Annotated in this window: 22 protein-coding genes; 9 read left to right on the top strand and 13 right to left on the bottom strand. The window is 67.0% G+C overall.

Annotated features, from left to right (window positions below; genetic code table 11):
• The first annotated feature begins 25 nt into the window (after positions 1-25).
• Positions 26-1,375 carry an FAD-binding oxidoreductase gene (locus AC1DVA_RS17120; RefSeq protein ID WP_476806663.1) on the top strand — a complete coding sequence of 450 codons (1,350 nt, stop codon included), beginning with the start codon at positions 26-28 and terminating at the stop codon, positions 1,373-1,375.
• A gap of 53 nt (positions 1,376-1,428) precedes the next feature.
• Here the strand turns inward: AC1DVA_RS17120 and AC1DVA_RS17115 are convergent, their stop codons facing one another.
• Positions 1,429-2,892: an NAD-dependent succinate-semialdehyde dehydrogenase gene (locus AC1DVA_RS17115; RefSeq protein ID WP_476806662.1), complete on the bottom strand. Its 1,464-nt coding sequence runs from the start codon at positions 2,890-2,892 to the stop codon at positions 1,429-1,431.
• 244 nt (positions 2,893-3,136) lie between these two features.
• Between AC1DVA_RS17115 and proX the strand changes: the two genes are divergently transcribed.
• Together proX and AC1DVA_RS17105 are read left to right on the top strand one after the other, a co-directional pair.
• On the top strand, positions 3,137-4,171 hold the full coding sequence (gene proX, locus AC1DVA_RS17110; RefSeq protein ID WP_265053309.1) for a glycine betaine/L-proline ABC transporter substrate-binding protein ProX: 1,035 nt from the start codon (positions 3,137-3,139) through the stop codon (positions 4,169-4,171).
• Positions 4,172-4,273: 102 nt separating this feature from the next.
• On the top strand, positions 4,274-5,476 hold the full coding sequence (locus AC1DVA_RS17105) for a M20 metallopeptidase family protein (protein WP_265053308.1): 1,203 nt from the start codon (positions 4,274-4,276) through the stop codon (positions 5,474-5,476).
• A gap of 35 nt (positions 5,477-5,511) precedes the next feature.
• Here AC1DVA_RS17105 and AC1DVA_RS17100 read toward each other — a convergent pair whose 3' ends face one another.
• Entirely contained in the window at positions 5,512-6,843 is a 1,332-nt protein-coding gene (locus AC1DVA_RS17100) for an aspartate aminotransferase family protein (RefSeq protein ID WP_265053307.1), read from the bottom strand.
• A 134-nt stretch (positions 6,844-6,977) separates the two neighbouring features.
• On the opposite strand from AC1DVA_RS17100, the gene AC1DVA_RS17095 reads away from it, so the two are divergent.
• Positions 6,978-7,769 (top strand): IclR family transcriptional regulator, encoded by a 792-nt coding sequence (locus tag AC1DVA_RS17095; RefSeq protein ID WP_476806661.1) that lies wholly within the window; start codon positions 6,978-6,980, stop codon positions 7,767-7,769.
• An 8-nt stretch (positions 7,770-7,777) separates the two neighbouring features.
• Here AC1DVA_RS17095 and AC1DVA_RS17090 read toward each other — a convergent pair whose 3' ends face one another.
• The 11 genes from AC1DVA_RS17090 to AC1DVA_RS17040 form a co-directional block, all read right to left on the bottom strand.
• Positions 7,778-8,725 (bottom strand): ABC transporter permease, encoded by a 948-nt coding sequence (locus AC1DVA_RS17090; RefSeq protein ID WP_265053305.1) that lies wholly within the window; start codon positions 8,723-8,725, stop codon positions 7,778-7,780.
• Positions 8,722-9,600: an ABC transporter permease gene (locus AC1DVA_RS17085; RefSeq protein ID WP_265053304.1), complete on the bottom strand. Its 879-nt coding sequence runs from the start codon at positions 9,598-9,600 to the stop codon at positions 8,722-8,724. The genes AC1DVA_RS17090 and AC1DVA_RS17085 overlap by 4 nt, the downstream gene beginning before the upstream one ends.
• Before the next feature lie 43 nt (positions 9,601-9,643).
• Positions 9,644-11,155, bottom strand: a complete 1,512-nt coding sequence (locus AC1DVA_RS17080; RefSeq protein WP_476806660.1) for an ABC transporter substrate-binding protein — start codon at positions 11,153-11,155, stop codon at positions 9,644-9,646.
• A gap of 63 nt (positions 11,156-11,218) precedes the next feature.
• Positions 11,219-12,823, bottom strand: a complete 1,605-nt coding sequence (locus AC1DVA_RS17075; RefSeq protein WP_476806659.1) for a M81 family metallopeptidase — start codon at positions 12,821-12,823, stop codon at positions 11,219-11,221.
• A gap of 92 nt (positions 12,824-12,915) precedes the next feature.
• A complete protein-coding gene (locus AC1DVA_RS17070; RefSeq protein WP_476806658.1) occupies positions 12,916-13,920 on the bottom strand; it encodes an ABC transporter ATP-binding protein in 1,005 nt (334 codons plus the stop codon).
• Positions 13,917-14,729, bottom strand: a complete 813-nt coding sequence (locus tag AC1DVA_RS17065; protein WP_476806657.1) for an ABC transporter ATP-binding protein — start codon at positions 14,727-14,729, stop codon at positions 13,917-13,919. The genes AC1DVA_RS17070 and AC1DVA_RS17065 overlap by 4 nt, the downstream gene beginning before the upstream one ends.
• Positions 14,726-15,607 (bottom strand): ABC transporter permease, encoded by an 882-nt coding sequence (locus AC1DVA_RS17060; RefSeq protein ID WP_265053299.1) that lies wholly within the window; start codon positions 15,605-15,607, stop codon positions 14,726-14,728. Before AC1DVA_RS17060 ends, AC1DVA_RS17065 begins: the two co-directional genes overlap by 4 nt.
• Positions 15,604-16,545, bottom strand: coding sequence for an ABC transporter permease (locus AC1DVA_RS17055; RefSeq protein WP_476806656.1), 942 nt, complete (start codon positions 16,543-16,545; stop codon positions 15,604-15,606). Before AC1DVA_RS17055 ends, AC1DVA_RS17060 begins: the two co-directional genes overlap by 4 nt.
• A 34-nt stretch (positions 16,546-16,579) precedes the next feature.
• Complete coding sequence (locus AC1DVA_RS17050; RefSeq protein ID WP_476806655.1) at positions 16,580-18,172, bottom strand: ABC transporter substrate-binding protein; 1,593 nt, start codon at positions 18,170-18,172, stop codon at positions 16,580-16,582.
• Positions 18,173-18,394: 222 nt separating this feature from the next.
• Positions 18,395-19,702 carry an alanine racemase gene (locus tag AC1DVA_RS17045; RefSeq protein ID WP_476806654.1) on the bottom strand — a complete coding sequence of 436 codons (1,308 nt, stop codon included), beginning with the start codon at positions 19,700-19,702 and terminating at the stop codon, positions 18,395-18,397.
• Positions 19,693-21,153: a M81 family metallopeptidase gene (locus AC1DVA_RS17040; protein WP_476806653.1), complete on the bottom strand. Its 1,461-nt coding sequence runs from the start codon at positions 21,151-21,153 to the stop codon at positions 19,693-19,695. Before AC1DVA_RS17040 ends, AC1DVA_RS17045 begins: the two co-directional genes overlap by 10 nt.
• A gap of 179 nt (positions 21,154-21,332) precedes the next feature.
• Here AC1DVA_RS17040 and AC1DVA_RS17035 point away from each other — a divergent pair, with 179 nt between their 5' ends.
• The 5 genes from AC1DVA_RS17035 to AC1DVA_RS17015 form a co-directional block, all read left to right on the top strand.
• Positions 21,333-22,838: a M81 family metallopeptidase gene (locus AC1DVA_RS17035; RefSeq protein WP_476806652.1), complete on the top strand. Its 1,506-nt coding sequence runs from the start codon at positions 21,333-21,335 to the stop codon at positions 22,836-22,838.
• Between the two features lie 152 nt (positions 22,839-22,990).
• Complete coding sequence (locus AC1DVA_RS17030; protein ID WP_476806651.1) at positions 22,991-23,836, top strand: transporter substrate-binding domain-containing protein; 846 nt, start codon at positions 22,991-22,993, stop codon at positions 23,834-23,836.
• A gap of 18 nt (positions 23,837-23,854) precedes the next feature.
• The gene (locus AC1DVA_RS17025; RefSeq protein ID WP_476806650.1) at positions 23,855-24,514 is read left to right on the top strand and encodes an amino acid ABC transporter permease; all 660 of its coding nucleotides are present in this window, start codon (positions 23,855-23,857) and stop codon (positions 24,512-24,514) included.
• Between the two features lie 7 nt (positions 24,515-24,521).
• Positions 24,522-25,175, top strand: a complete 654-nt coding sequence (locus tag AC1DVA_RS17020) for an amino acid ABC transporter permease (RefSeq protein ID WP_265053291.1) — start codon at positions 24,522-24,524, stop codon at positions 25,173-25,175.
• A partial coding sequence (locus AC1DVA_RS17015) for an amino acid ABC transporter ATP-binding protein (protein ID WP_476806649.1) occupies positions 25,175-25,852 on the top strand: 678 nt, incomplete at its 3' end. The genes AC1DVA_RS17020 and AC1DVA_RS17015, both read left to right, overlap by 1 nt.

Raw genomic sequence — 25,852 nt, 5'->3', positions numbered from 1 at the left:
GAGCGTCGTTACCGATCCCGAGGCGATGGCACGCTATCTGGTCGACTGGCGCGGGCGTTATCGCGGCACCGCGAAAGCCGTGCTGAAACCGCGTGATACAGCCGAAGTTGCGGCCGTGATGGAATGGGCAACGGCAACCCGGACGCCGGTCGTGCCGCAGGGCGGCAATACAGGCCTCTCCGGCGGAGCAACGCCGGACGCGTCCGGCCGCGCCGTGGTTCTATCGCTCGAAAGGATGAACCGCATCCGCGCGATCGACACGGAAGGCGATACGGTCGTCGCCGAAGCCGGCTGCGTTCTCGCGACAGCCCAGCAGGCCGCGCGCGAGGCCGGCCGCCTGCTGGCGATCAGTCTCGGCAGCGAGGGCTCGTGCCAGATCGGCGGCATCGTCGCGACCAATGCCGGCGGCATCAACGTTATCCGGCACGGCATGACGCGCGATCTCGTCCTCGGCCTCGAATATGTGCTGGCGGACGGCACCGTCAGCCGCACCCCGTCGCTGCTGCGCAAGGACAATACCGGCTACGACCTGCGCCATCTTCTGATCGGCTCGGAGGGAACCCTCGCCGTCATCACCGCCGCTTCGCTGCGCTTGCTGCCGGCGCCGCGCGGCACCGCGACAGCCCTCTGCGGCGTCGGACACCCGCGAGATGCACTCGCGCTGCTTGGTCGCCTGCGCGATGCCGGCCTCGCCGCGATCGCCTCATTCGAGCTGATGTGCGAGGGCGAGATGCAGCTCGTCCTCGACCTCCTGCCTGCTGCCCGGACCGGCCTTGCGAACCGCCATCGCTGGTACGTCTTCGTCGAAACGGAGGGGGACAGCGATGAAGCCGCGCGCGAAAGCCTTGGCGCTGGCATTGCCACGGCTCTCGAAAACGGCACGGTAGCCGACGCGGTGCTTGCTCAGAACGGCCGACAGGCGGCCGCGATCTGGCATCTGCGCTTCGCCGTATCCGAAGCGAACCGCCGCACCGGACCAGGTTTTTCCTATGACGTCAGCGTCGCGACGGCTGCCGTCCCGGCCTTCCTCGACAGCATCGAGGCAGAACTCGCGGTCGCGCTTCCGACGGCCAGGCGTCTCTTCGTCGGCCTTCTCGGCGATGGCAACATGCATGTGAACGTGGTCCCCGACCCCGTTCATCAGGAGCAAGCCGGCGGCATCGAGGCACTCAGGCCGCTCGTCGATGAAATCGTCTACGGCACCGTCACGGCGGATGCCGGCAGCATCAGCGCCGAGCATGGGATCGGGCGGCTCAAGGTCGCCGCTCTCGGCAAGGCGCGGCTTGCGCATGAGATCGCCCTGATGCGCGGCATCAAGGCCTCGTTCGACCCTCTGGGAATCCTCAATCCCGGTGTGGTTCTGGCCGCGACATAGCGGGCAAAGGCCCAGGCCGCGGCAAGCCGTTGGCCCAGGCCGTGCCGTGCGGGTCAGCCGAGCCCGCCGATGTGGAACGACTTCATCGAGAGATACTCCTCGATGCCGTATTTCGAGCCTTCGCGGCCGATGCCGGACTGCTTGACGCCGCCAAAGGGCGCCGCCTCGATCGAGACCGAGCCGGTATTCAGCCCGACCATACCGAATTCGAGTTTCTCGGCCACGCGCCAGGCCCGGTTCAGGTTGCTGGTGAAGTAGTAGGAGGCCAGCCCATAGGGGGTCGCGTTGGCGATTTCCACCGCCTCGCGCTCGTCCTTGAAGCGAAAGAGCGGTGCCACCGGCCCGAAGGTCTCCTCGCTCGCCAGCGCCATCCCGACATTGGCGCCGCCGAGCACGGTCGGCGCGGCGAAGAGCTGGCCGTGCGCGGCCTTGGCGCTCGCCAGCAGCGTTGCGCCCTTGGCGCGGGCATCGTCGATATGGCGCTCGACCTTCTCGACGGCGGCCTTGTTGATCAGCGGGCCGATCGTGATGCCCTCCTCAAGGCCATTGCCGACGACGAGCTGCGAGACGGCCGCTGAGAGCTTGTCGGCGAAACGGTCGTAGATGCCGTCCTGCACCAGCACGCGGTTGGCGCAGACGCAGGTCTGGCCGCTATTGCGGAACTTGCTCGCCATCAACCCCGCGACGGCGAGGTCGATATCGGCGTCGTCGAAGATCAGGAAGGGCGCGTTGCCGCCGAGCTCGAAGCTGACGCGCTTCATCGTGTCGGCGCATTGCTGCATCAGGAGCTGGCCGACCCGGGTCGAGCCGGTGAAGGACAGTTTGCGGACCGCCATGCTGGAGGTGAGTTCGGCGCCGATCTCCTGCGGCAGTCCCGTGAGGACGCTGACGATGCCTTTCGGAATCCCGGCGCGCTCGGCCAGGACCGCGAGCGCCAGCGCCGAATAGGGCGTCAGCTCCGAGGGCTTGATGACGATCGGGCAGCCCGCAGCGAGCGCTGGCCCCGCCTTGCGGGTGATCATCGCCGCCGGGAAGTTCCAGGGCGTGATCGCGGCGGCGACGCCGACGGGCTCCTTCAGCACGATGATGCGACGGTCGCTGGTCGGCGCGGGGATCGTGTCGCCATAGATGCGGCGCGATTCCTCGGCGAACCATTTCAGGAAGCCGGCCGCGTAGCGCACTTCGCCGCGCGCCTCGGCCAGCGGCTTGCCTTGCTCCACGGTCATGATGATCGCGAGGTCCTCTAGATTGGCGAGCATCAGGTCGTGCCAGGCCTCGACCAGCCGGCCGCGCTCGGCGCTCGGCAGGGCGCGCCAGCTGGCGAAAGCCGCTTCTGCCGCCGTGATCGCGCTTTGCGTCTCGCCGCGGCCGAGCGCGGGCACTGTGCCAATTGTCTCCCCCGTCGCCGGATTCACCACATCGAGCGTTGCGCCGTTGGCGGCGCCGATCCAGTCGCCCCCGACATAGGCCTGCTCACGGAACAGGGATGGGTCCTTCAGGCGGGCTGCGATGCTCATGATATCCTCCAGGGCAGATGGCCCATGATCGTGCGGTTCGGCGACAGGGAATACCGACAGCGAACGGCCAGCACCACTTCCTGCTGCAATTGGACCCCTGCCAGCAGGTTATGCTTCGCGGGCACCGGCACGACATGCGTCGTTTCGATGGAAACGGTCCGCTTGCTCTCCGCCTCGCGGCAGGAAGTGACAGTTGCAGGCTCCCGCTAACCTTCGACGGGAACTGAATTCGAGGAGATCGATGATGGCCGCTTTCTGGACGCGCAATGCCGGGATGATCCTGGCACTGGCCCTGGCGGGGTCATGGGCAGGCGGCGCTTCCGCCGAAACCCTGCCCGGCACGGGAAAAGCGGTGCGGATTGCGATCGGCGACACGCTGGGCGCGACGCGGATGCAGGATCACATCATTCAAACCGCCTTCCAGAAGATGGGGTACAAGCCCGTCGAGACGCAGATCAACCCGACATTGTTCTTCCAGGCGTCCGCGCTCGGCGATCTCGACATGATCTCGGGCGTCAACTTTCCGCAGCGCGAACCGCAGTTCAAGGCGGTCGAAAAGCAGCTGGCGACCATCGGCAACGGCACGATCGTCGAGGGCGGCGTCAACGGCTACCTGATCGACAAGAAGACGGCGGACGCCCTCAACATCACCCAGCTGGACCAACTCAAGGACGCCCAGATCGCCTCGAAGCTCTCCGCCGAGGGAAGGGTCAACCTGATCAACTGCGACCCCGGCTGGTCGTGCGGTGACGTGGTCGAATACCAGATCGACAAGTTCGGGCTGAAGGGCACCATCAAATCGGTGCGCGGCAAATACGAAGCGCTGATGGCCGAGGCGATCGCGCGGGTGATGCGCGGCGAGCCGACGCTTTACTACGCCTGGAGCCCGTCCTGGGTGATGGACAAGCTGGTGCCGGGCAAGGATGTCGTCTGGCTGCCCACGCCGTTCGACGCCGTGCCGCCCAACATCAAGGTCTCGGCGAGCGCCCTCGTGCCCGGCGTCAAGGGCTGCGCCGGGGGGCAGGATCCGTGCCGGATGGCACTCGGTCAGTGGAACTACATGCCGATCGCGAACAAGGACTTCCTCGCCAAGAATCCGGCGATCCAGCGCTTCCTCGAACTGTCCCGCTACCCGCGCGACACCTGGGCGAAATGGGAAGGCGCGATCGCCCTCGACAGCTCGCCGCGCGCCATCAGGGCGGCTGCCGAGGCCTGGATCAAGGAGAACCAGTCGACCTTCGACGGCTGGATCACCGATTCGCTGGCAGCCGCGCGCTGACGGGACCGCATTCCGCAGTGCGACCCAGAAACCCGGCCGGTTTTTCGGCCGGCGCGACCTCCCTCGCGCCTTCGAAGCAGCTTCTCTCGATCGGATTCCACCATGGACCACGTCACCGACCGCAACGATATCGGCCCCGTCATCGACGCCATCGTCCGCGAGATCGAACCGAGCCTCGTCGCGATCCGCCGCGACATCCATGCTCATCCGGAGATCGGCTTCGAGGTGGAACGCACCGCCGGCGTCGTCGCCGCCGAGCTTGAGCGACTGGGCATCGCATGCAGGACCGGCGTCGGCCGCACCGGCGTCGTCGCCGATATCGAAGGCGGGGCTCCCGGCCCGCGCCTCGTGATCCGCGCCGACATGGACGCGCTGCCGATGCAGGAGACCACCGGCCTGCCCTATGCCAGCACCGTTCCGGGCCGGATGCATGCCTGCGGCCATGATCTGCACACGGCGACGCTGATCGGCGTGGGTGCCGTCCTCAACCAGCTCTCCGGCAAGCTGAGGGGCTCGATCCGCCTCGTCTTCCAGCCGGCGGAGGAGACGATCGACAGCGGTGCCGCCGCCATGATCGCCGACGGCGTGCTGGACGGTGTCGACATGGCGCTCGGCTTCCACAACGAGCCCGGCATACCCGCCGGCCAGATCGCCTATATTCGCGGCGCGAGCTTCGCCTCCGCCGACAGTTTCCAGATCGTGGTCGAGGGTCGCTCCGGCCACGCCGCCCAACCGCACGAAGCCGTCGACCCCATCGTGGCGGCCGGCTACCTCCTGACCCAGCTGCAGACGATCGTCTCGCGCGAGCTAAACCCGATCCGCAGCGCCGTCGTCACCGTGGGCCGCATCGAAGGCGGCGACGCCTACAACATCATCCCGGACCGCTGCACGATGGCTGGCACGGTCCGCACCCGCTCGCCCGAGGCGCGCGACACTATCGAGGCGGCGATGAAGCGCATCTGCGCCGGCGTCTCGCTCGTCCATCGCGTGGACTGCAAGATCCACCATCGCCGCAATCTGCCGCCGGTGATGAGCGACGACAAACTGCTCGACCGCACAATCGCGGCGGTGAGGCTGCAGGGCGGCGATGCCATCGAAGTCGAGGGCGGGTTCGGCGCCGAGGATTTCGCCTTCTTCTCAGAGCGGGTGCCGTCCTCGCATATCCGCATCGGCTCCGGACAAGCAGGCCGTCAGGACCGCGTCCACAACTCGAACTACCAGCCCGACGAGTCCTGTATTGCCGAAGGCGTGCGGGTGCTCGTCCGATCCGCCATCGAAATGCTCAACGGACGATCGGCGGTCTAGCATTGCGATGGCGGCTGGCCGACAGCGCCCCGGCATCAAGCCGGTCGAGGGGCAGCGACTTCGCGCGCTGCCGCCCGGACCGCGTCCAAGGTTCGATCGACGATCGCTGCGTCATGCTCCGACGAAACGAACCAGGCGCCGCGTTCCAGCACGCGAACGCCGCGCTTGAGCAGCGCATGGGCGAAGCGGCTGTAGGCCGCCTTGTCCGAGCGGGCGACATCGCGATAGTTCCGTGCCGGCGCATCGAGCCCAAAGGCGACATGGAACATCAGCGGGAAGCCCGCGACCTGCGCCTTGATGCCCTCCTCGGCCAGGATCTTGCGGATGCCGTCCTGCAGGCGCTGACCATGGGCGGAGCTGCGCTCGTAGTGCTCCGGCGTCAGCGCCTTCTGGGTTGCGACCATCGCTGCCATGGCGATCGGCTGCGCATTGAAGGTGCCGCCATGCAGCACGCCATCTGCGAACATATCGACAAGCTCCGCGCGACCGGCGATCGCCGCGACCGGAAAGCCGTTGGCGATCGCCTTCGCCATGATGGTGAGGTCCGGCGTCACGCCGAAGCGCTCCTGCGCCCCGCCGCGGCCGAGGCGAAAGCCGGTGATGACCTCGTCGAAGATCAATAGCGCGCCATGCCTGCGGCAGGCGGCGAGCGCACCCTCGAGATAGCCGGGCGCGGGCGCGATGGCACCCTGGTTGCACATCGCCGGTTCCATCAGCACGGCGGCGACGTCGCCCTTGGCCAGCCGCGCCTCCAGCGCCGCGAGGTCGTTCCAGCCGAGGATCGAGAGCCCCTCGCCCGCCTCCGGGTCCTGCCCCTTGCTGCCGATCACCGGCGTCGGCGCCTCGTCCGGCCCGGCCGCGTTCAGCCCCGGCGCCGTCGACCACAGGATGTTGTCGAACCAGCCGTGATAATGCCCCTCGAACTTGACGATGGTCCGCTTGCCTGTGGCCGCACGCACCAGCCGCATCGCCGCCTGCGCCACCTCCGAGCCAGAAGAGCCGAAGCGCAGCCGCTCCGCCGAGGGAATGCGCTCGCAGATCAGCTTGGCGGCTTCATATTCGATCGGCGCCTGCCCGGCGAAGAGGATGCCCTTCTCCGCCTGACGCTGGGCCGCCTCGATCACGGCCTTGGGCGAGTGGCCAAGCACGGTCGCGCCCATGCCGCAGTAATAGTCGATGATCCGGTTGCCATCGACATCGATCAGATAGGCGCCCTCGCCGCGCTCGAAGACGAGCGGCCCCGGTGCCATGCCGAGCCGGAAATTGCTGTTCACGCCCCCCGCGACGAAACGGGCGTTCGCCGCGACCTGACGGGCCGATTCCTCGAAGCGCAGTGTCTCGGACTGCTGTGTGCCGTTGCCTGCCACGTGCGTTGCCTCCGCTGCTATTGCCCCGACCAGACCAGACCCTCCGCACCGCGTAAAGGAACGCTGGTTTCGTCTTGCGGAATTCCGTCGGGCTGGCTATGCGAAGCTGATCGAGCTGGACGACCGGAGCGGCCATGACCAGGAAACCCGACAACCCCTACGTCGTRCAGCCGGTGATGAAGGCGCTGAAGGTGCTGGAACTGGTGGCCCGCCACGGGCACGAGATCGCGCTCACAGCCGTCAGCAAGGAGCTGCGGATTCCGAAGACAACCACCTTCCGCTATCTGCAGACGCTCACCGCCGCCGGCTTTCTCGACCACAACCGAGCTACCGACCGCTACAATCTCGGCCCCCAGCTGCGCGCCATCGCCCGTGCCGATGCCAGCGTCAGCAAGGTCCGCGAGCTTGCGCGCCCGGCCATGATCGAGCTGATGCACGAATTCAACGAGACGGTGAACCTGGCCGTGAAGGGCAACGGTACCGTCGTCTATATCGACCTGATCGAGGCCAATCGTTCGCTGCGGATGCAGGCGCGCATCGGCGAAAGCCATCCGATGCATTCGACCGCGCTCGGCAAGGCGATCCTGGCCTTCCTCCCCGACGCCGAACGTCAGCGCCAGCTCGACCTGCCCCTGACAGAGCGCACCGGGCGCACGCTGCTCGAACGCGAGGAGATCGAACGCCAACTCCGTCAGGTGGCGCGGACCGGCTATGCCACCGAAATGGGCGAGAACGAGGACGGCGCCATGTGTGTCGGCGTGCCGATCCTCGACGAGGACGGCTATCCCGTCGCGGCGCTCAGCGTCTCCGCCCCCCTGATGCGCATGCCGCATTCGCTGGCGGCGAAGGTCGGGACACGGCTGCGCGAGGTTGCGGCCGGCATCTCGACCCGGCTCGGCTCGCATCCGCCGGCCGCTGCGCGCTGAAGCCCCGCTCATCGGTATTCGATCCGCGGGTCGATCCAGGCATACAGCACGTCGACCGTGAGGTTGATCAGCATATAGGCGATCAGGATCACCAGGATACAGCCCTGTATCAGTGGATAGTCGCGCGTGCTGATCGCCTGGATCAGCAGGCGCCCCAGCCCCGGATAGGTGAAGACCGCCTCCGTCACCACCGCCCCGCCGATGAAATTCGCCATCATCAAACCGACGATGGTGACGAAGGGCAAAAGCGCATTGCGCATGATGTGCAGGCCGACGATGCGGCTTTCCGGCACACCCTTGGCGCGGGCGGTGCGGACATAGTCGGCCCGCGCCTCGCCGATCAAAGATGCCCGCAGGAACCGCGCCAGGATGCCCGAGACATAGGTGCCGAGCGTGATCGCCGGCAGCGCCAGGCTGCGCAGCGCGTCAGCCGGAGACTCCCAGAGCGGCACATGGCGCGAGGCCGAGGGCAGCCAGCGCAACTCCACGGCGAAGAGCAGGATCAGCAGGATGCCGAGCCAGAAGGTCGGTACGCCCAGCGCCAATGCGCTCCAGCCGCTGAGCAGCCGGTCGAGCCAGGAATTCGGCCGGACGGCGCTCGCGATCGCGACGGGGATGCCGATCGCCAGAGCCACGACGATCGCCGCCAGCGCCAATTGCAGTGTCGCCGGCAGCCGTTCGCCGATCAGTTGTAGCACCGGCTGGCGGCTATGCAGCGACAGGCCGAAATCGCCGGTCAGCGCCCGGCCGAGCCAGTCGAGATATTGCACGACCATCGGGCGGTCGAGCCCGTAGCGCTGGATGGCCGCAGCGATCTCCTCCGGCCCCGCATTCTCCCCGACGATGACCGCGACCGGCCCGCCTGGCACCGCATAAATCATCGCGAAGATCGCAAACGAGGCGGCCAGCAGCACGGGCAGCATCTGCAGGAGGCGGCGCAGGATATAGGCCGTCATCGCCTGGCCCCGATCGTCTCGCCGGAGGCGTCGGTCTCGTTGCGGTCGAGCAGCGAGGTCAGGGCCCGGCCGATCGTGTCGAAGGACAGGATCGTCAGCGTCAGGACAAGGCCGGGCAGCACCGCATAGGTGGGAGCCTCGTAGAGATAGGACTTGCCGGTGCGCAGCATCTCGCCCCAGCTCGGTGTTGGCGGCGGCACGCCGACTCCGAGGAAGGCGAGCGCCGCCTCGAGCAGGATTGCGATCGAGGCCAGCACGATCGCCTGAACTACCAATGGGCTCAAGGCGTTGGGGAGGATCGTTCGGAACATGATGTAGCCGGGGCGCCCGCCAAAGCCGCGCACCGCCATGACGAAATCGAGCTGGCGCAGTGCCATGACCTGTGCCCGCGCGATGCGCGCGAAACCGGGAATGCCGGCGACGCCGACCGCGATCAGCGCCGCCCCCTGGCTGCGGCCGAGCACCGCAATCAGCGCCATGGCGAAGAGGATGTTCGGCAGGGCGAGCAGCACGTCGATGCAGCGCATTAGGAGCGAGTCCCGCCAGTCGCCGTAGAAGCCGGCGATGAGTCCGACGGGCACGCCGATCAGCGCCGCGATGAGGACCGCGCCGAAGGCCGTGACCAGCGAGGTCCGCGCGCCATAGACGACGCGGGCGAGAATATCCCGGCCGAGTTCGTCGGTGCCGAACCAGTATTCCGGCGAAGGCGGCTGCAGCGAATCCGCGATGCTCTGCCTCAGCGGGTCAAGCGGCAGCATGCCCGCGAAGATCGCCGTGAGCGCGACCAGGGCGAGGAAGGCGAGGCTCAGCGCCGCGCCACGCCGGGCCAGCAGCCGGCGCAGCACGCGCCCGAGCGAGGCCAGGCTCTCCCGCATCAGGCGGCGCCGATGAGGCGCCGCCGCGTTTCCGCCAGCCGCATCACTTGAACCCGATGGTGCGCGCGACGAACAGGTTGTCGATGTCGAGCGTAACCCCGCCGATCTTCTCCGAGGCGGCGATCAGGCCGACATCGTAGGAGTTGGTCGGGATCGCGAAAGCCTCGTCCACCATGACCCGGTTGAGGTTGTCGTAGGCGGCCTTGACCTCGGCCTCTCCGCCCGCGGCACCGTCGACCTTGGCGATCGCGGCGACATAGTCCGGGTGCGGGTGCGGGTCCTTGAGGACCGGGTTCTGCGACGTCCGGTAGATCGAGTTGGTCGTGACCCGCGACGGGAACTTCTGGACGTTGCCGACAGCGCCGAAAGTCGCGGCGAAATCGCCGCCGAGCAGCGCCGTGACGTATTCCGCGCCCTGCCGCATATCGAGTTCGATCGGGATGCCGGCCTTGGCGAGCGAGCCCTGGACGATCTGGCTGATCGTCACGGAAGCCTCGTTGCTGCCGTCCACCAGGATCTTCCAGCCCTTCATCTCGTCCGCCGAAAGACCGGAGGCCGCGAGCAGCTTCTTCGCCTTGTCGAGATCGAAGGAGTAGGTCTTGATGTAGCTGGCATCGAAGGCCGGGCTCGCCGGCGCCCAGGGCAAGGCGACCACCTGCCCCATGCCGGCATAACCGACGCGCAGGATGCTGCCGCGGTCCATCAGATAATTGAAGGCCTGCCGGAACGACTTGTTGCGGAAGGGACCGCGCGTCGAGTTGATCCGGAAGACCTGGACGAGCTGGCCGGGGCCGGCGAAGACCTGATAGCCGGCGCCCTTGAGCCTGACCGCGCTGCGCGAAGAGCCGTTGTAGACGATGTCGACGGCGCCCGACTCCAGCGCCGCGGTCGCCGCCGCATCCTCGCTGAAGACGGTGAAGACGAGGTCCTGCGCGATCGGCTGCTTCTCGCGCCAGTATTTCGGGTTGGCCTTGAGAACGAGCCCCTGCCCGACCGCACGGCTCACCAGCGTGTACGGGCCGGTGCCGGCCGGAACTGTCTCGACCGTGTCGATGCCTTTTGGGTCAATCGGGATCAGGAACTGCAGGAGGTCTAGAATCTGCCGGTCCGGCACCGGCGCCTTGAAGTTGATCGTGACCGTGCGCTCGTCCGGCGCCGACCAATCCTTCACGATCGCCATGGTCGAAAAGACGTTCTTGCCGCGCTTGGGATCGGCGCCCTTCTGCAGGGTGGCGACCACGGAGTCGGACTTGAACGGCGTGCCGCTATGGAAGGTCACGCCGTCGCGCAGCTTCAGCGTCACCGACGTCTTGTCCGGCGCGATTATCCACCCGGTCGCCAGGCTCGGCTCCGGCTTCCCCTCCGGCGTGTACTCGATCAGGCTGTCGTAGAGGTTCTTGATGACATGGAAATTGACCGTGGAGAGCTGCTGCGGATCATAGTTCGCCAGCTCGTTCAGCACGGCGACACGCAGAGTGCCGCCCTTGAGCTGCTGGGCGGAAGCCGGCAAGGCCGCCAGCAGCGGGGCCGCCCCCGCAAGGGCAAGGCCGGTCATGCAGATTTGACGTCGCGACAGCTTTGTCATCGCTTTCCCCTCTTGTTGTGCTTCGGTTTCGCGTCAGCTCGTCCCCGCTCCCGGCTGGGACGAATGCGCCCGCCAGTCGCTTATTGTCTCCAACGGATAGACCGGGCGCGGAATCCGCTGCCACGGCAGGGTGAACACATCCGACTGGCCCGGCCCGCGCGTGTCGGCGCGCACGAGCCCGGAGGAGATACGGTCGAAATACTGGAAGTTCGAGGCCGTCTTGAGCACGGCCATCTTGTAGTCGGAGAGGTCGATGCCGAAGGCCTCGTAAACGTCAGGCACATTGCCCGCGACGCCGCGCAATTCCGAGATCAGGAGCGTCACCGGCCCGACATCGAAGACGGCGACCCGGCCCATGTCGACTTCCGGCTGATGATTGAAGTTCAGTGGGATCGACCCGCCTCCGAGCTTCCGCACCCTGCCCGTCACCGTCAGCGGCTTGAAGAAGGCGGTCGCCGCATCGCCGCCGAGCGGCAGGGTCACCTCGGCGCCCTCGCCCGCCGCGGTCAGCGTCGCGACGGCCTTGGGCGAGATCAGCGGGATCAGCGCCTTGCTCCTGATGCCGAGCCGCAGCATCGCTTCCAGCAACAGGTTGCTGTCGCCGGCCGCGCCGCCGAATACGGTGTCGCCGGTGTCACTCAGTACGACCATGCCGCGCTCGGCCGCATCGGCCTTGCGCACGGCGTCGTCGACCGAGACGGCTTCACGAATCTGGAAGTCATCGCGCATCGACCAGGCGAGATCGGCAAGCTCGTCCGCCAGCGTCTCGGCCAAAGCCTTATCGCCATCGGTGACGACGATCGTCGACCAACCGCCTTCGGCGACATCGAGCCAGGGCTGCATCGGATAGTTCGAGGCCTGCAGCACGCGGCGGTTGGCCTCCAGTGCCCGCGCCCGGTCGAACCAGATCTTCATCGGCCCCTTCGAGGTCAGGAACTGCTCCTGATGTGAGAGCAGCGGAATCTTGCGCCAGGCCATGACGGGTTTGAGCTTGCCGGTCAGGATGCGCAGCAGCACCTCGGTCCCGACCTTGCCGGTGTCGAACACGTCATGCGGCTGGGTGCGGTGGCCGACGATGGCCGTGCAGTTGGCCATGATCTTGTGGGTGACATTGGCGTGGTGATCGAGCCCGAGCAGGATGGGCACGTCCGGCCCGAGGATCTGGCGGCAAAGTTTCGCCTGTTCACCCTCGACATCGTCTACCCCCTCCGCCGCGCAGGCGCCGTGCAGGTGCAGCACCAGCCCGTCGATCGGCCCGACATTCTCGAGGCCGGCGCGGATCTTCGCCTGGAAGAAGTCGAAGGCCTCGCGCGAGATGCGCCCGCCGGCCACCGCCCAGGCACGGATGATCGGGACCGTCTCGATATCGAGGCCGGATTCGCGGATCGCGGCGAAATGCCCGCCGATCTGTCCGATCTCGCCGAAGTGCCGGGCGATGTCCTCGCCTTCATAGAGGCCGAACGCCTCGAAATCATCGAGCGTGGTCAGCACCGGATTGAAGTCGTTCGTTTCCTGAACGATGTGGATCAACGCCAGACGCACAGCGACCTCCCGGATAGCGGCTTCGAGCACCCGGGCCATGCCGGGCGAACGGCTTGTCAGAAGCTTGCAGGCATCGGCTGCGCCGGTCCCGGCCACGAAGCAGACGAGCCCGCGAAATCTTCGAAAAGCGTAGGTGCGGCAACCATTTCACGTCAAGGATTCAACGTTCCATCTGAAGGAACATGATGTCAGGCGACAGCCTGTGCTCCCGCCGTCGGCCAGTAGCGGCAGGAGACGCCATGCCCTTCCGAGACTTCGTGCCATTCGGGCGTGCCGGCGCGACTGTGATCGAGCCCGTGGACGCAGTCACCACCATCGCCTTCGAGGAAGCGCAGATCCGGCGGGGCCCGCCTCAGACGCTCGCGCTGAAGGGCAGGATCGGGCACCGGCACGGCGTCGAGCAGCAATCGCGTATAGGGATGAGCCGGGCTGTCATACACTTGGCGCGCACTACCCATCTCGACGATCCGGCCGCGGAACATCACGGCGACGCGATGCGCCATCTCGCGGACGATGGCGAGGTCGTGCGCGATGAAGAGATAGGACAGCCCCAGCTTCTCCTGCAGCGATTGCAGCAGCGCGACGATCTGCGCCTGGGTGCGCACGTCGAGCGCGGAGACCGGCTCGTCGCAGACGACGAAATCCGGATTGACCGCGAGCGCCCGCGCGATGACGACGCGCTGGCGCTGCCCGCCGGAGAATTCGTGCGGATAGCGCCGCACCATCGCCGGATCGAGGTTCACCAGTTCCAGCAACTCCGCGACCCGCGCGCGCATCTGGTTCGCCGGTACGCTGCGGTGGACCTGCAGGGGCTCGCTCAGGATCTGGCCGATGGTCATGCGCGGATGCAGGCTCGAATAGGGGTTCTGCAGGACGAACTGCATGTGCCGGCGCATCCGGCGCAGTTCGCCGGCGCGCATCGTGGTCAACTCCTGCCCGAGCAGCCTGACCGAGCCCCCGCTCGCCTTCTGGAGTTGCAGGATGGCGCGGCCTGCCGTCGTCTTGCCTGAGCCGGACTGGCCGACGAGACCGAGCGTCTGCCCCGGCGCGATATCGAAGGAGAGGCGCTCCACGGCGGTGACCGGCGCCGCGCCGCGCCGTCCCGGAAACTGCACAGAGAGGTCGCGGACTTGCAGCACGGGCTCGATCGAGAGCTCCCCAGCCAGGTCGCGAAGCCCGGGTGCCGCGGTCATCGGACCGCCCTCGCATCCTGCAGGCGCGGCACGGCATCGAGCAGAGCCCGGGTATAGGCGTGCTGCGGCGCTGCAAAGATCTCGTCCACCGGTCCGGCCTCGACGATCTCGCCGCGGTACATCACGTTGACGCGGTCGACCATGCCCGCAACGACCCCGAAATCATGGGTGATCAGCATGAGCGCCATGCCGCGCTCTTCCCTGAGGCGCAGCAAGAGCCGCAGGATCTGCGCCTGCACGGTGACATCGAGCGCCGTGGTCGGCTCGTCGGCGATCAGCAAGTCCGGCTCGCAGGAGATCGCGATGGCGATCAGCACGCGCTGGCGCTGTCCGCCCGAGAACTGATGCGGAAAATCGTCGATGCGACCAGCCGGATCGGGAATGCCGACGAGATCGAGCAGTTCGACGCTGCGCTCGCGCGCTGCCTTGCCCGACAAGCCGAGATGGCGGCGCAGCATGTCGCCCATCTGCGCGCCGATGCTCATCACCGGGTTGAGCGAGGTCATAGGGTCCTGGAAGACCATGGCGATGCGCCGGCCGCGCAGGTCGCGCATCTCCTCCTCGGCGAGCCCGAGCAGTTCCTGCCCCCAGAACGCGACCGAGCCGCCGAGCGCAATCGAGGCCCCCTCGGGTGCCAGCCGCATCAGGGCCTTGGCGGTGACGCTCTTGCCGCAGCCGGATTCGCCGACGAAGCCGACCGCCTCGTCGGCATTGATGTCGAAGGAGATGCCGCGCACGGCCTGTATGATCTCGCGCCGTGTCGTTACCGTCGCCGTCAGGTCGCGCACCCGGAGAAGCGGCCCTTTCATCGCACGCTCCCCACGTCGAGCACCTCACGCAGGCCGTTGGCGATGATGATGAAGGTCAGCGTCGCGAAGACGATCGCGGCGGCCGGGCCGATCACCGTCAGCGGCGCCAGCTCCATGAACTGCCGCGCTTCCGAGAGCATGCCGCCCCAGTTCGGATCGGGCGGCGGCGGGCCGAGCCCCAGGAAGGACAGCGCCGTTACCGTGAAGATCGTCTGCGACAGCGTCAGGCTCGTCGCGACCAGGATCGGCGAGACCACGATCGGCAGGATGTGGCGCAGCACCAGCCTTATCTCGCTCATGCCGACGCTGCGCGCCGCCTCGACATGGTCCCATTGCTTGACGCTGAGCACCGGCGCCCGCACCACCCGCGCCATCGCCGGCGTGTAGACGATGGCTATGGTCAGGATCAGGTTCGGCACCGTTGGCCCGAGTGCGGCGACGACAGCGATTGCCAGAAGCAGCACCGGAAAGGCGAAGACGACATCGAGCAGGCGCATGACGATCTCGTCGACGAACCCGCCGAGATAGCCGGCAGCGAGCCCCAGGATCAGCCCTGCCACCAGCGCGATGAACACCGCCGTCACCGTGATCAGCAGCGTCGTGCGGCCGCCGACGATCAGGCGGCTCAGGACGTCGCGCCCGATCGAATCCGTGCCGAGCCAGTGGGCGGCGCTCGCCGGAGCGAGCGAATCCGGCGAGGTCGCGGAGGGAGCATAGGGCGCGACCAGCGGCGCGAAGACGGTGACGATCAGCATCGCCCCCAGCATGGCCAGCCCCAGGCCGAGCAGCAGCCAGCCCTGTGTGATCCCGGCCGCCTTGCGTTCGCTCGGAGGGGCCGCCGCGGCAGCCGGCATGTTCTCCTGCACGGCGCCGCTCACATCTGCACCCGCGCATCGACCCGCGCATAGGCGATGTCGATCATGGTGTTGACCAGGACGACGATGCCGGCTGCGACCAGCACGATCGCCTGGATAACCGGATAGTCGCGGCTGTTGATGGAATCGAAGAGGTACTGGCCCATTCCCGGAATGGCGAAGATGGTTTCGACCAGAATACTGCCGCCGAGCAGCGCCGCGATCTTGAGGCCCGCGGCGGTGATGACCGGCGTCAGCGCGTTGCGCATCAGGTAATCGCGCAGGATCGCGCCGGGTCTCAGCCCCTTGGCGCGGGCGACCATGACGAAGTCCTGATTGGCGACCTCGAGCACGGCGGCGCGCGTGTTTTCGGCGATCGTCACCGAGACGGCGAGCGCCAGCGCGAAGGCAGGCAGCAGCATGCTGCAGAGATTGGCGAGCGGGTTTTCGAGAAAGGGCGTGTAGCCGAGCACCGTGATCTCGGGGAAGTAGAGGCCGAAGAGCAGCACGATCAGCGTCGCGACGACATAGTTCGGCACCGCCAGCATCAGCCCGTTCCAAAGCCGGACCAGCCAATCGACCGCACCGCGCAGCCGCGCCGCAGCCAGCCCTGTGGCGATGCCCATCACGACGGCCATGATCGCGGCGATCAACGTGAGTTGGAAGGTAACGGCGAGCCGATCGAGCAGCTCGCCCAGCACCGGCCGGCGCGTCACGAAGGAGATGCCGAGATCGCCGGTGAGCGCAGCCCCGAGCCATGACAGATATTGTCGCATCAGGGGTTGGTCGAGCCCGAGATCGCGGCGGATCGTCGCCAGTACATCCGGCGCCACGCTCTGCGAACCGGCCGCCGCGATGGCAAAATCCCCCGGAATCGCGCGCATCAGCGTGAAAGCGATGATGGAGACGCCGAGCAGGATCGCCGCCATCCAGGCAAGGCGCCCGAGGACGAAACGCGTCATCGGCATGCCTCCGCCGCGAGGCGGCAGGCAGAGCCTACTTCTTCAGCCATGTCGTGCGCACGAAGGAGCGGATGTTCGCCGCCAGCGGCACATAGCCCTGGACATAGTTCCACCAGATCTCCCAGCGCAGCGGGTATTGGTAGACCTGGATGACATAAGCGTTGTCGGCGATGCGCCGCTGGATCTCGAGATTCTTTCCTGCGCGCTTGCCCGTGTCGAGTTCGGCCCGCGCCTCGGCGATCATCTTGTCGAGCTCGGGATCGTTCGAGCCCATCGCCTTGCCGTAGCCGCTGGTCGAGGTGATGTACTGGAACACCCCGTCGGGATCGGGCGTCCAGGACAGCGCGACGGAAAGCAGAGTCGGCCAGTCGCCGCTCGCCCATTTGGCGAGGAGCGGCGCGGTCTCCATCGGCACCAGCTTCACGGTGATCCCGGCCGTCTGCCATTGCTGCTGCAGGATCTGCGCGCAGGCGACGTCAAGCGGATTGGCGGCGACGACGATATAGTCCCCGAGATCGATGCCGCCGGGATAGCCGGCTTCGGCGAGAAGCGCCTTCGCCGCCGCCGGATCGTGCTTGTAATAGGGCAGCTCGCCCGCTCCGTCATAGCCGCCGACCTGGCTTTCCGGGATCATCGCGCCGACCTTGCCGGAGCCGCCGAGCACGGTGTCGAGGCAGGCCTTGCGGTCCGTTGCCAGGCTGAGCGCGCGACGGACCTTCACGTCGTTCAGGGGCTTTGCCTTCATGTTCAGCCAGATCGGGAAGGTGCGCGAGGTCTGGCCGGGCGCCGAGACGAAATTCGGCGAAGCGCGCGAGATGGCGGTCGCCACCTTCGGGTCCTTCACCCAGGTCATGTCGATGGCGCGGGAGCGCAGCGCCGAGGTCAGCGTCGCCTGATCCTTGTAGAACTTGAACACCACCTTCGCGAGATGGGGCTCGCCCTTCTCGTAATAGCCATCGAAGCGCGCCAGCGAGAATTGCTGGTTCGGCTGATAGGCCTCGAAGGCAAAAGGCCCGGTGCCGACCGGCTGGGTGACGAGGTTTTCGACTCCGGCCGGGACGATCGCGCCATTGGGGTTGCTGGCGAGATTGCTGAGGAAGGCCGCATCGGTCGCGTTGAGCTGAAACCTGACCGTCAAGGGATCAACCACCGTCACCGACTCGATGCTGGAATACAAAGCGCGCAGGCGGCTGCCTGTGGCCGGGTTCATGATCCGGTCGAAGGTGTGCTTCACGTCCTCGGCGCTGAAGCCCTTGCCGTTATGGAACTTCACACCCTGCCTGAGCTTGAAGACGTAAGTCTTTGGATCTGGCTGCTCATAGCCCGTCGCCAGATCGGGCTCGACCTTCATCTGGGCGTTCCAGCGCAGCAGGCCGGTATAGAGCAGACTGGTGAAGTCGTAGGACGAGAAGGCGTTGACCGTGACCGGGTCGAGTCCGATCGGATCGGCATCGGCGCCGATCGTCAGCGTGCCGCCCGCGGCCGGGGTCTGGCCGTGCGCCAACGCGCTCCAGAGGGCGGGCGTGGCAAAGGCCGCGCTACCGGCTGTCAACAGCTGCAGCAGACTGCGTCGCGACGGCGCGTGCTCGCCTTCGCCATCGACCCCGAGGAATGACGGTGCGGTCACGAACGATCCTCCCACAATGACGCTTGCCGGCGCATCCGGCCCGATCCTTGCCTGCTGCCCGAAGGGTTGGGCGGCATCGTCGGGTTCCTGATCTCGATGCTTTGGCCACCTTACCGTTTGGATTGGTGACGGCCTTCCCGCTCTCGAACGCAGGCTAGGAAGCGCCCGAATTCGCGTCAAGGATCACAGGTTTCACCAGAAGGAACAGTCTGCGCGCTCCCTTCAGAAGAAAGTCCGGATGGCGCCGGTCACGCGCCAGTCGTCGTCGACCAGCATCAGCAGCGCCCATTTGTCGAAGGTCGTGCAGGGATGGCCGATGCCGAAGGCGACCATGTCGCCGACCTGCAGTGGGCTCTCATCGGGCGTGCCGAGATGGCAGTGCTGGTCGTTGAGCGCCAGCACATTATGCCCGGCCGGCATCGGCTCCGGCCGCGCCATCGCCCCGCCCGGCCGGTACCAGCGCAAGGGCACCGGCATCCCCGAATCGAAGCTGATGTCGCGCTTGCCGACAGTGAGCAGGCTGCGCCCGCGCTCCGGCCGCGACTGGACATAGGCCCAGACTTCCAAAGCCGGCTCCAACCCACCCGGCGGCAGCTTCAAACTGGTCTCCAGCGTTATCCGCCGGAACGCCGCCGAATAGACGGTGGAATCATGGGTCAGGTAGCAGCCCGAGCGCAGCACCTTGACGATCGACCGCTTGAAGGCCGCAGCATTGAACGCCTCGCCGACCCGGTCGAACAGCGAGGTCCCGCCGGCCGAGAGCACCATCGGTTCCGGCCCCAAGAGCCCCTCGCCCTCGGCAGCCGTCGCAACCGCGACCACTTCGCCGAGCAGCCTGTCGGCATTGGCGGTGTCGCTGTGCAGGCCCTCGAAACATTCGAAGCCGGCGAGCCGCAGGCCCGGCGCGCCTGCGACGGTGCGCGCCACGGCCAGCGCTTCCTCGCGGGTCCGCGCGCCGGTGCGCCCGCCCATGAAGCCGATCTCGACGAGGATGCGCAGGGGGTTGGCGTCCGCATGCTCCTTCGCGGCCTCGGCGAGCAACCCGACCCCGGCGACGCTGTCGGCGAGGCAGTAAAGTTCGAAGCCAGGTTCCCGCAGCGCCTCGAAGCAGGCAGCGATCTCCTGCCGCCCGACCGGCTGGTTGGCGAGGATGACGCGTTTCACGCCGAAATGCCGGGCGACCGCCAATTGCTGCATCGTCGCCACGGTGATCGCCCAGGCGCCGTCGGCGATCTGCAGGTCGAAGAGCTGCGGCGACATCGTCGTCTTGCCATGCGGCGCGATCAGCAGGCCGTTGGCGGCGGTGAAAGCGCTCATCCAGGCGCTATTGGCCTGCAGGGCGCTCTCGCGGATCACCGCGAGCGGCATCGGCATGTCGCCGCCGAGAACGCTCCAGCCCTGCCGGCCGATATCGCCAAGCCGCAGCTTCGCGCCCGGCGGCAGTCCCTTCATAAGATCGTCGAGGTGCTGGTCCCCGATCTCGCCCAACGACAGACGCGGCAGAGCGGCGGCAGAAGCGATTACAGCCATGGGTTCGAATCCAGCGGAGAGAAGGGGCGCCTGACCTTGGTATAGGGGATCTTGCTCGCATCCGGCGGATAAGGCCCGCCGCTGTCGAGATAGAGCACGCTCGCTGCGATCGGCGCGAAGGCGGCGTGGAAGTGGTTCGAGGACTTCACCACGACCAGCTTCTTGGCGGCAAGATCGACGCCGAGATCGGTGAAGACCGGCGGGCTGAAGGTTTGCGCCCGCGTCGAAGCCAGCACGATGTCGAGCAGGCCGATCCGGATCGCGGCGGCCGGGCCGAGCGAGACCCAGCTCTGCGCGAACGGGATCAGCAGGTCTTCGGTCGTCCCGATGACCTGGACCGTCGCATCGATCGGCTTGCCGGAGGACGGTGCGGCCTTTCCTGCGAACCGCAACGGGATTTCGGTCCCGACGCCGGCGGCTCTACAGAGTCCCACCGCGACGGGGTCCCATAGCGCCCCTATCGCGGCGGGCACGTCCGGGTGCCGCAGCAGCGCCTCGACCATCACCGAGGAATCGCCGGCCACGCCACCGCCCGGATTGTCCCAGCGATCGGCCAGAACCACGGGTTTTCCCGGCTGCGCCAGTTCGAGCGCCGCCGCGATGCCCTCCTCCGGCTTGTAGTGCTTCGGCGAGGCGCCGTTCCCCCAGCGCAGGATTTCGAGACCGAGTTCCCTGGCGAGCGCCGCGGCCTTCGCTTCGTCGCCATCGGTAATGACCAGCACCTTCGTCCCGACATCGGCGACGTCCGCGGCCTGAAAACCATGCGCGACCGAAATCGATAGGATGCCGTCCCTCCCTTCCAGCGCCATGATCCGGTCGACGAAGCTGCGGCCGGGCTCCCGGCTGGTCATGAAGGCGGCGAGCCCGCGGCAGTCGAACACTGCGCTGGCGGGCCTGACCTGCTTGCGCGCCGTCCGGAGGCAGAGTTCCAGCAGGTCCTCGGCCCGCGCGAGAAAGTCCGTGTGCGGGAACTCCTTGAAGGCGACGATGATGTCGGCACCCTCGACCATCTGCGCGGTGAGATGGCAATGCATGTCGAGCTCGGCTCCGACCACGCAATCCGGCCCGGCGAGCGCCCTCACCCGCGCGATCAGGTCACCCTCGCAATCGTCATAGCCGCGCGCCACCATCGCGCCGTGCAGGCCGAGCAGGACGATGTCGACCGGTAGTGCCGCCACGAGCTGCCCGAGGATTTCGTCGCGCAGGCTTTCATAGCCGTCCTGCGAGACAAGGCCCGCCGGCTCGGCCCAGGTCGCCGTCCCCTCGATCAGCTCGTAGCCTTCGCTGGCGGCGCGACGCCGCGCCGCGACGATCGGCGCCGAGCACAGGGTCGGCGTTTCCGGGTGGGTTCCCGGCGGGCAATAAAAGGCTCCCTCGAAGGCGCTGCGATCGACGAAGAGCGGCGCGAAGGTGTTGGTTTCCGTCGCCAGCGACGCAGTGAAGACGCGCATCTGCCTCTAGTCCCGATCTGCGCCGGCATCGCTCTCTCCGGCGCGCCGGCCGGCACCATGAAACGGGGAGTTGGCGCAACCTGTCAAAGCACTCGCGTTCCTTGGAGCGGAACAATGCCAGCTTGATTCGGAACAGCGCAGCGGCCGAGATGAGGAGGCTTCAGGGAGCCTCGCAGAACATGCCGCAGCCTCGCCGGATCCTGCTGGGGTCCCTCTTCCACGAGACGCATAGCTTCGTCGACGAGGTTACCGGGCTGGCCGATTTCACCATCCGCACCGGCGAGGAACTGTTGCGCCGGCGCGGCGACGGCTCGACGGTCGACGGCTTCCTCGAAGTGGCCGAAGCCGAGGGGTGGCAGGTCGTGCCGACGGCCGACTACACGGCGCTGCCGGCCGGAACCGTCGATCACGCCGTCTTCGAGCGCTTCCTGTCGGAATTCGATGCCGGGCTGAAGGCAGCGCTCAGCTCCGGAGGCCTCGACGGCATCTGGCTCGCGCTGCACGGTGCTATGGTCACGACCGCCTGCCCGGATCCCGAAGGCGCGCTGCTCGCCCATATCCGCTCCGTGCCGGGCTGTGAGACCCTGCCGGTCTTCGGCGTCTTCGACCTGCATGCCAATTTTACCGCGGCGATGGCACAGCATGCCAACGCCCTCGTCGCCTACCGCGAGAACCCGCATACGGACGCTCGCGAATCCGCCGTGCGTTCGGCCCGTCTGCTGGCGCAGGCCCTGAAGGAGAGCGTCCTGCCGCGCATGCTCTCCTGCAACGCGCCCGTGATGTGGCCTCCGACCGGCACCGGCACCGCCGACCGGCCCATGCGCGACCTGGAGGCGCTGGCCCGACGGATCGAGGAGGAGAACCCGGCGATCCCGGTCGCCAACGTCATCGGCGGCTATTCCTTCTCCGATGTGGCCGAGGCCGGCGTCGCCTTCGCGATAGCGTTCACCGGCGCGGAAGCGGAAGCGCGGGACGCTCTCGCCCAACTCACCGAGACGGCCGTCACCTTGCGCGATCACGGCCTGCCGGCGGAGTCGGACATCGACGACGCGGTCGCGGAGATCCTGCGGTCTCCGGGCGGCCCGTATCTCGTGGTCGAGCCGGCCGACAATATCGGCGGCGGCGCGCCGGGAGACGGCACTTCGGTGCTGCGGGCCTTCCTGCGCCACCGTGTCGAGAATTGCGCGGTCGCCATCGCCGATCCGGCGGCCGTCGCGACCATGACCGGCGCGAAACCCGGTGAAACCCGCAAGCTCTCGATCGGCGGCAAGGGCAGCGCCGTTGCCGAAGGGCCGGTCGAGATCGAGGCACGCTTCGTCAGCGCCAGCGACGGGGAATTCGCGCTGGAGGACCTGAATAGCCACCTCGCCGCCTCGCAGGGCTCGCGCTTCAGCATGGGGCCGAGCGTGGTGGTCGAGGCAGGCGGCGTCACCATCCTGCTGACCAGCCGCAAGACCCCGCCTTTCGACCTCGGCCAATTCCGCTCGCAGGGCATCCATCCCGAGACGCTGAAGGCGATCGGCGTCAAGGCGGCGGTGGCGCATCGGCGAGCCTACGACAAGATCGCCAAGGGCAGCTTCACGGTGACGACGCCCGGCCCCTGCACCAGCAAGATCGCCGGGTTGCCCTATACGCGTTTGCGCGGGCCGGTCTTTCCGATCCACGCTGACGCGCCGCATCGATAATGCGGAGGCCAGCTGCGCCCGGGAAGCGCGGCCGCGAATATCCTGTTTCCTCTCACGAAACAGGCGCATCTTGCTTGGGGAGGGCGGCGCGTCGTCTGCTTGCCGCTGCGCCGGCCATCGAGCGGTTTTCAGCAAAAGGCGGAGGGGAAGCCATGTTTCAGAATCTCATCAAGATCGCCGCAGGGCTCGGAGTCGCCGCCTGCGTGCTCCTGCCCGCCACCGGTGCCTCGGCACAGGGCAAGCTCAAGGAGGTGCTGAGCCGCGGCAAGCTCATCGTCGGCACGGGCAGCACCAACCCGCCCTGGCATTTCCGCAACGAGAAGGGCGAGCTGGTCGGCTTCGACATCGAGATCGCCAAGATCATCGCACAGGGCCTGTTCGACGATCCCAACAAGATCGAGTTCGTCAATCAGGCATCGGACGCTCGCATCCCGAACATCGCCACCGGCAAGGTCGATATCGCCTGCCAGTTCGTGACCGTGACGGCCGCGCGCGCCCAGCAGGTCGCCTTCACGGTGCCGTACTATCGCGAGGGCGTCAGCCTGATGATGGTCGCCGGCGGCCCCTTTGCCGATTATGCGGCGCTGAAGGCGGCCGGCAGCAAGGTCACGATCTCCGTGCTGCAGAATGTGTTCGCAGAGAAGATGGTCAGGGATGCATTGCCCGAGGCCAAGGTCGACCAGTTCGAGAGCGTCGACCTGATGTACCAGGCGCTGAACTCGGGCCGTGCCCAGGCCGCGGCGACGGATTCCTCTTCGCTGCGGTACTATATGAAGCAGAACCCCAACCGCTATGTGGATTCCGGTTACAGCTGGAACCCGCAGACCTATTCCTGCATCGTGAAGCAGGGCGATCCGGACTGGCTCAACTTCGTCAATGTGGCGCTCCGCGAGTCGATGACCGGTACGACTTTCCCGATCTACAAGGCCGCCTATGAGCGCTGGTTCGGCGAGACGCCGCCCGAGCCCAAGATCGGCTTCCCGCAGGAATTCCGCTGAGCCCCAGGTCGCTGCTCCGTGGAGTATTCGCTGCATTTCGGCGCCGTCTGGGCGAGCTTCGACAAGCTTCTGTCGGGGCTCGCACTCGGCCTGGCGCTGGCCGTCGTCGCCGTGGCGATCGGCACCGTTCTCGGGCTGCTGTCGGCCTTCGCCAGCGTCGCGCCTTATCGTGCGCTGCGCAGCGTCTCTGCGCTGTATGTCGCGCTGATTCGCAACCTGCCGCTGCTGGTGCTGGTGCTGCTCGCCTATTTCGCCCTGCCCCAGGCCGGCATCACGCTCGACAAGTACCAGAGCTTTGCGGGCGCGCTCGCGCTCTATTCCGGCGCTTATCTCACCGAGGTGTTCCGGGCCGGGCTGATCTCGGTGCCGAAGGGCGTGATCGAGGCCGCGCGTTCCATCGGCCTGACACGGCTGCAGACCAATGTCTCGGTGGTCGCGCCGATCATGCTGCGCAACGTCCTGCCATCGCTCGGCAACACCTTCATCGGCATGTTCAAGGACAGCTCCATCGCCGCCGCCATCGCCGTGCCGGAACTGACCTTCGAAGCCCGCAAGATCAATGTCGACACCTTCCGCGTGATCGAGACCTGGACCGTGGCGAGCGGGCTTTACATCGCAGCCTGCGTGGTCATCGCCATGCTGCTGCGCGGCCTCGAACGCCGCTTCCCCAAGTTCTGAGCGCGCCATGCAGCTTTTCCTCGATCAGCTCTGGATCGCCCGCTGGCCGCTCTGGGACGGTTTTCTCCTCACCGTCGCGATAGCGGCCGCCTCGATCCTGTTCGGCACGCTACTGGGCGGGCTCGTCGGCATCCAGCTCTCCTATGCACCCTGGTGGCTGCGGCTGCCGTTCCGGCTCTATGTCGACATCATGCGCGGCACCCCCGTGCTCGTGCTGATCCTCGCCGCGTTCTACATTCCCTCCGTGGCAGGCCTCAGCCTCGGCCCGACGCAGGCCGGCATTCTCGCTCTGTCGCTGTTCGCGGGCGCGCATATCGGCGAGTTGCTGCGCGGCTCGCTGCAGGCCATCCCGCCCGGGCAGGCTGAAGCCGGGCGCAGCATCGGACTGACCTTCCCGCAGCTCCTCGCCTATGTGCTCCTGCCGCAGGCGGCGCGCAGCGCGCTGCCCCCCTGGATCAATACCGGCGTCGAGCTGATCAAGGGCTCGAGCCTGCTGTCGATGATCGGCGTCGGCGAACTCCTGCTCAAGACGCAGGAGATCATCGGCCGCAACTTCATGACCATCCAGTTCTATCTCTTCGCCGGCATCCTCTATCTGGCGATCAACATCCTGCTGGATCAGATCGGCAAGATCGTCGAAAGGCGCGTGGGGCAGCATTGATGGACGAAAAGCGGCAGCCCCTTCTCGCGATCCGTGGCCTGACGAAGCGGTTCGGCCCCGTCGAAGTGCTCAAGGGGGTCGACCTCGACCTCAACCAGCGCGAGGTGGTCTCGATCATCGGCTCCAGCGGCTCGGGCAAGACGACGTTGCTGCGCTGCGTCAACCTGCTGGAGGAATACCAGGGCGGCGACATCGTGCTCGATGGCGAGACGATCGGCTATCGCTCGACGAATGAGCGCCGCCATCGGCTGGGCGACCGCGAGCTTTCGCGCCAGCGCTCGATGACCGGCATGGTCTTCCAGAGCTTCAACCTGTTTCCGCATCTGACGGCGGCCGGCAACATCATGCTCGGCCTGCGCAAGGTGCAGAAGCGCCCCAGGGCCGAGGCACGCGCCATCGCGGAGACGTGGCTCGCCCGCGTCGGTCTCGCGGCGCGGGCCGATCACCATCCAAGCCAGCTCTCCGGCGGCCAGCAGCAGCGCGTCGCCATCGCCCGCGCGCTCGCGATGAACCCCAAGCTCGTGCTGCTCGACGAGGTGACCTCGGCGCTCGACCCGGAACTGGTGCAGGAAGTGCTGAACACCGTGAAGAGCATCGCCGACGACGGGGCGACGCTGCTGATCGTGACGCATGAGATGCGCTTCGCCCGTGACGTCTCCAGCCGCGTCGTCTTCATG

Source organism: Allobosea sp. P4_C6, assembly GCF_056402015.1.
This window is presented reverse-complemented; position numbering and strand designations above follow the sequence as displayed.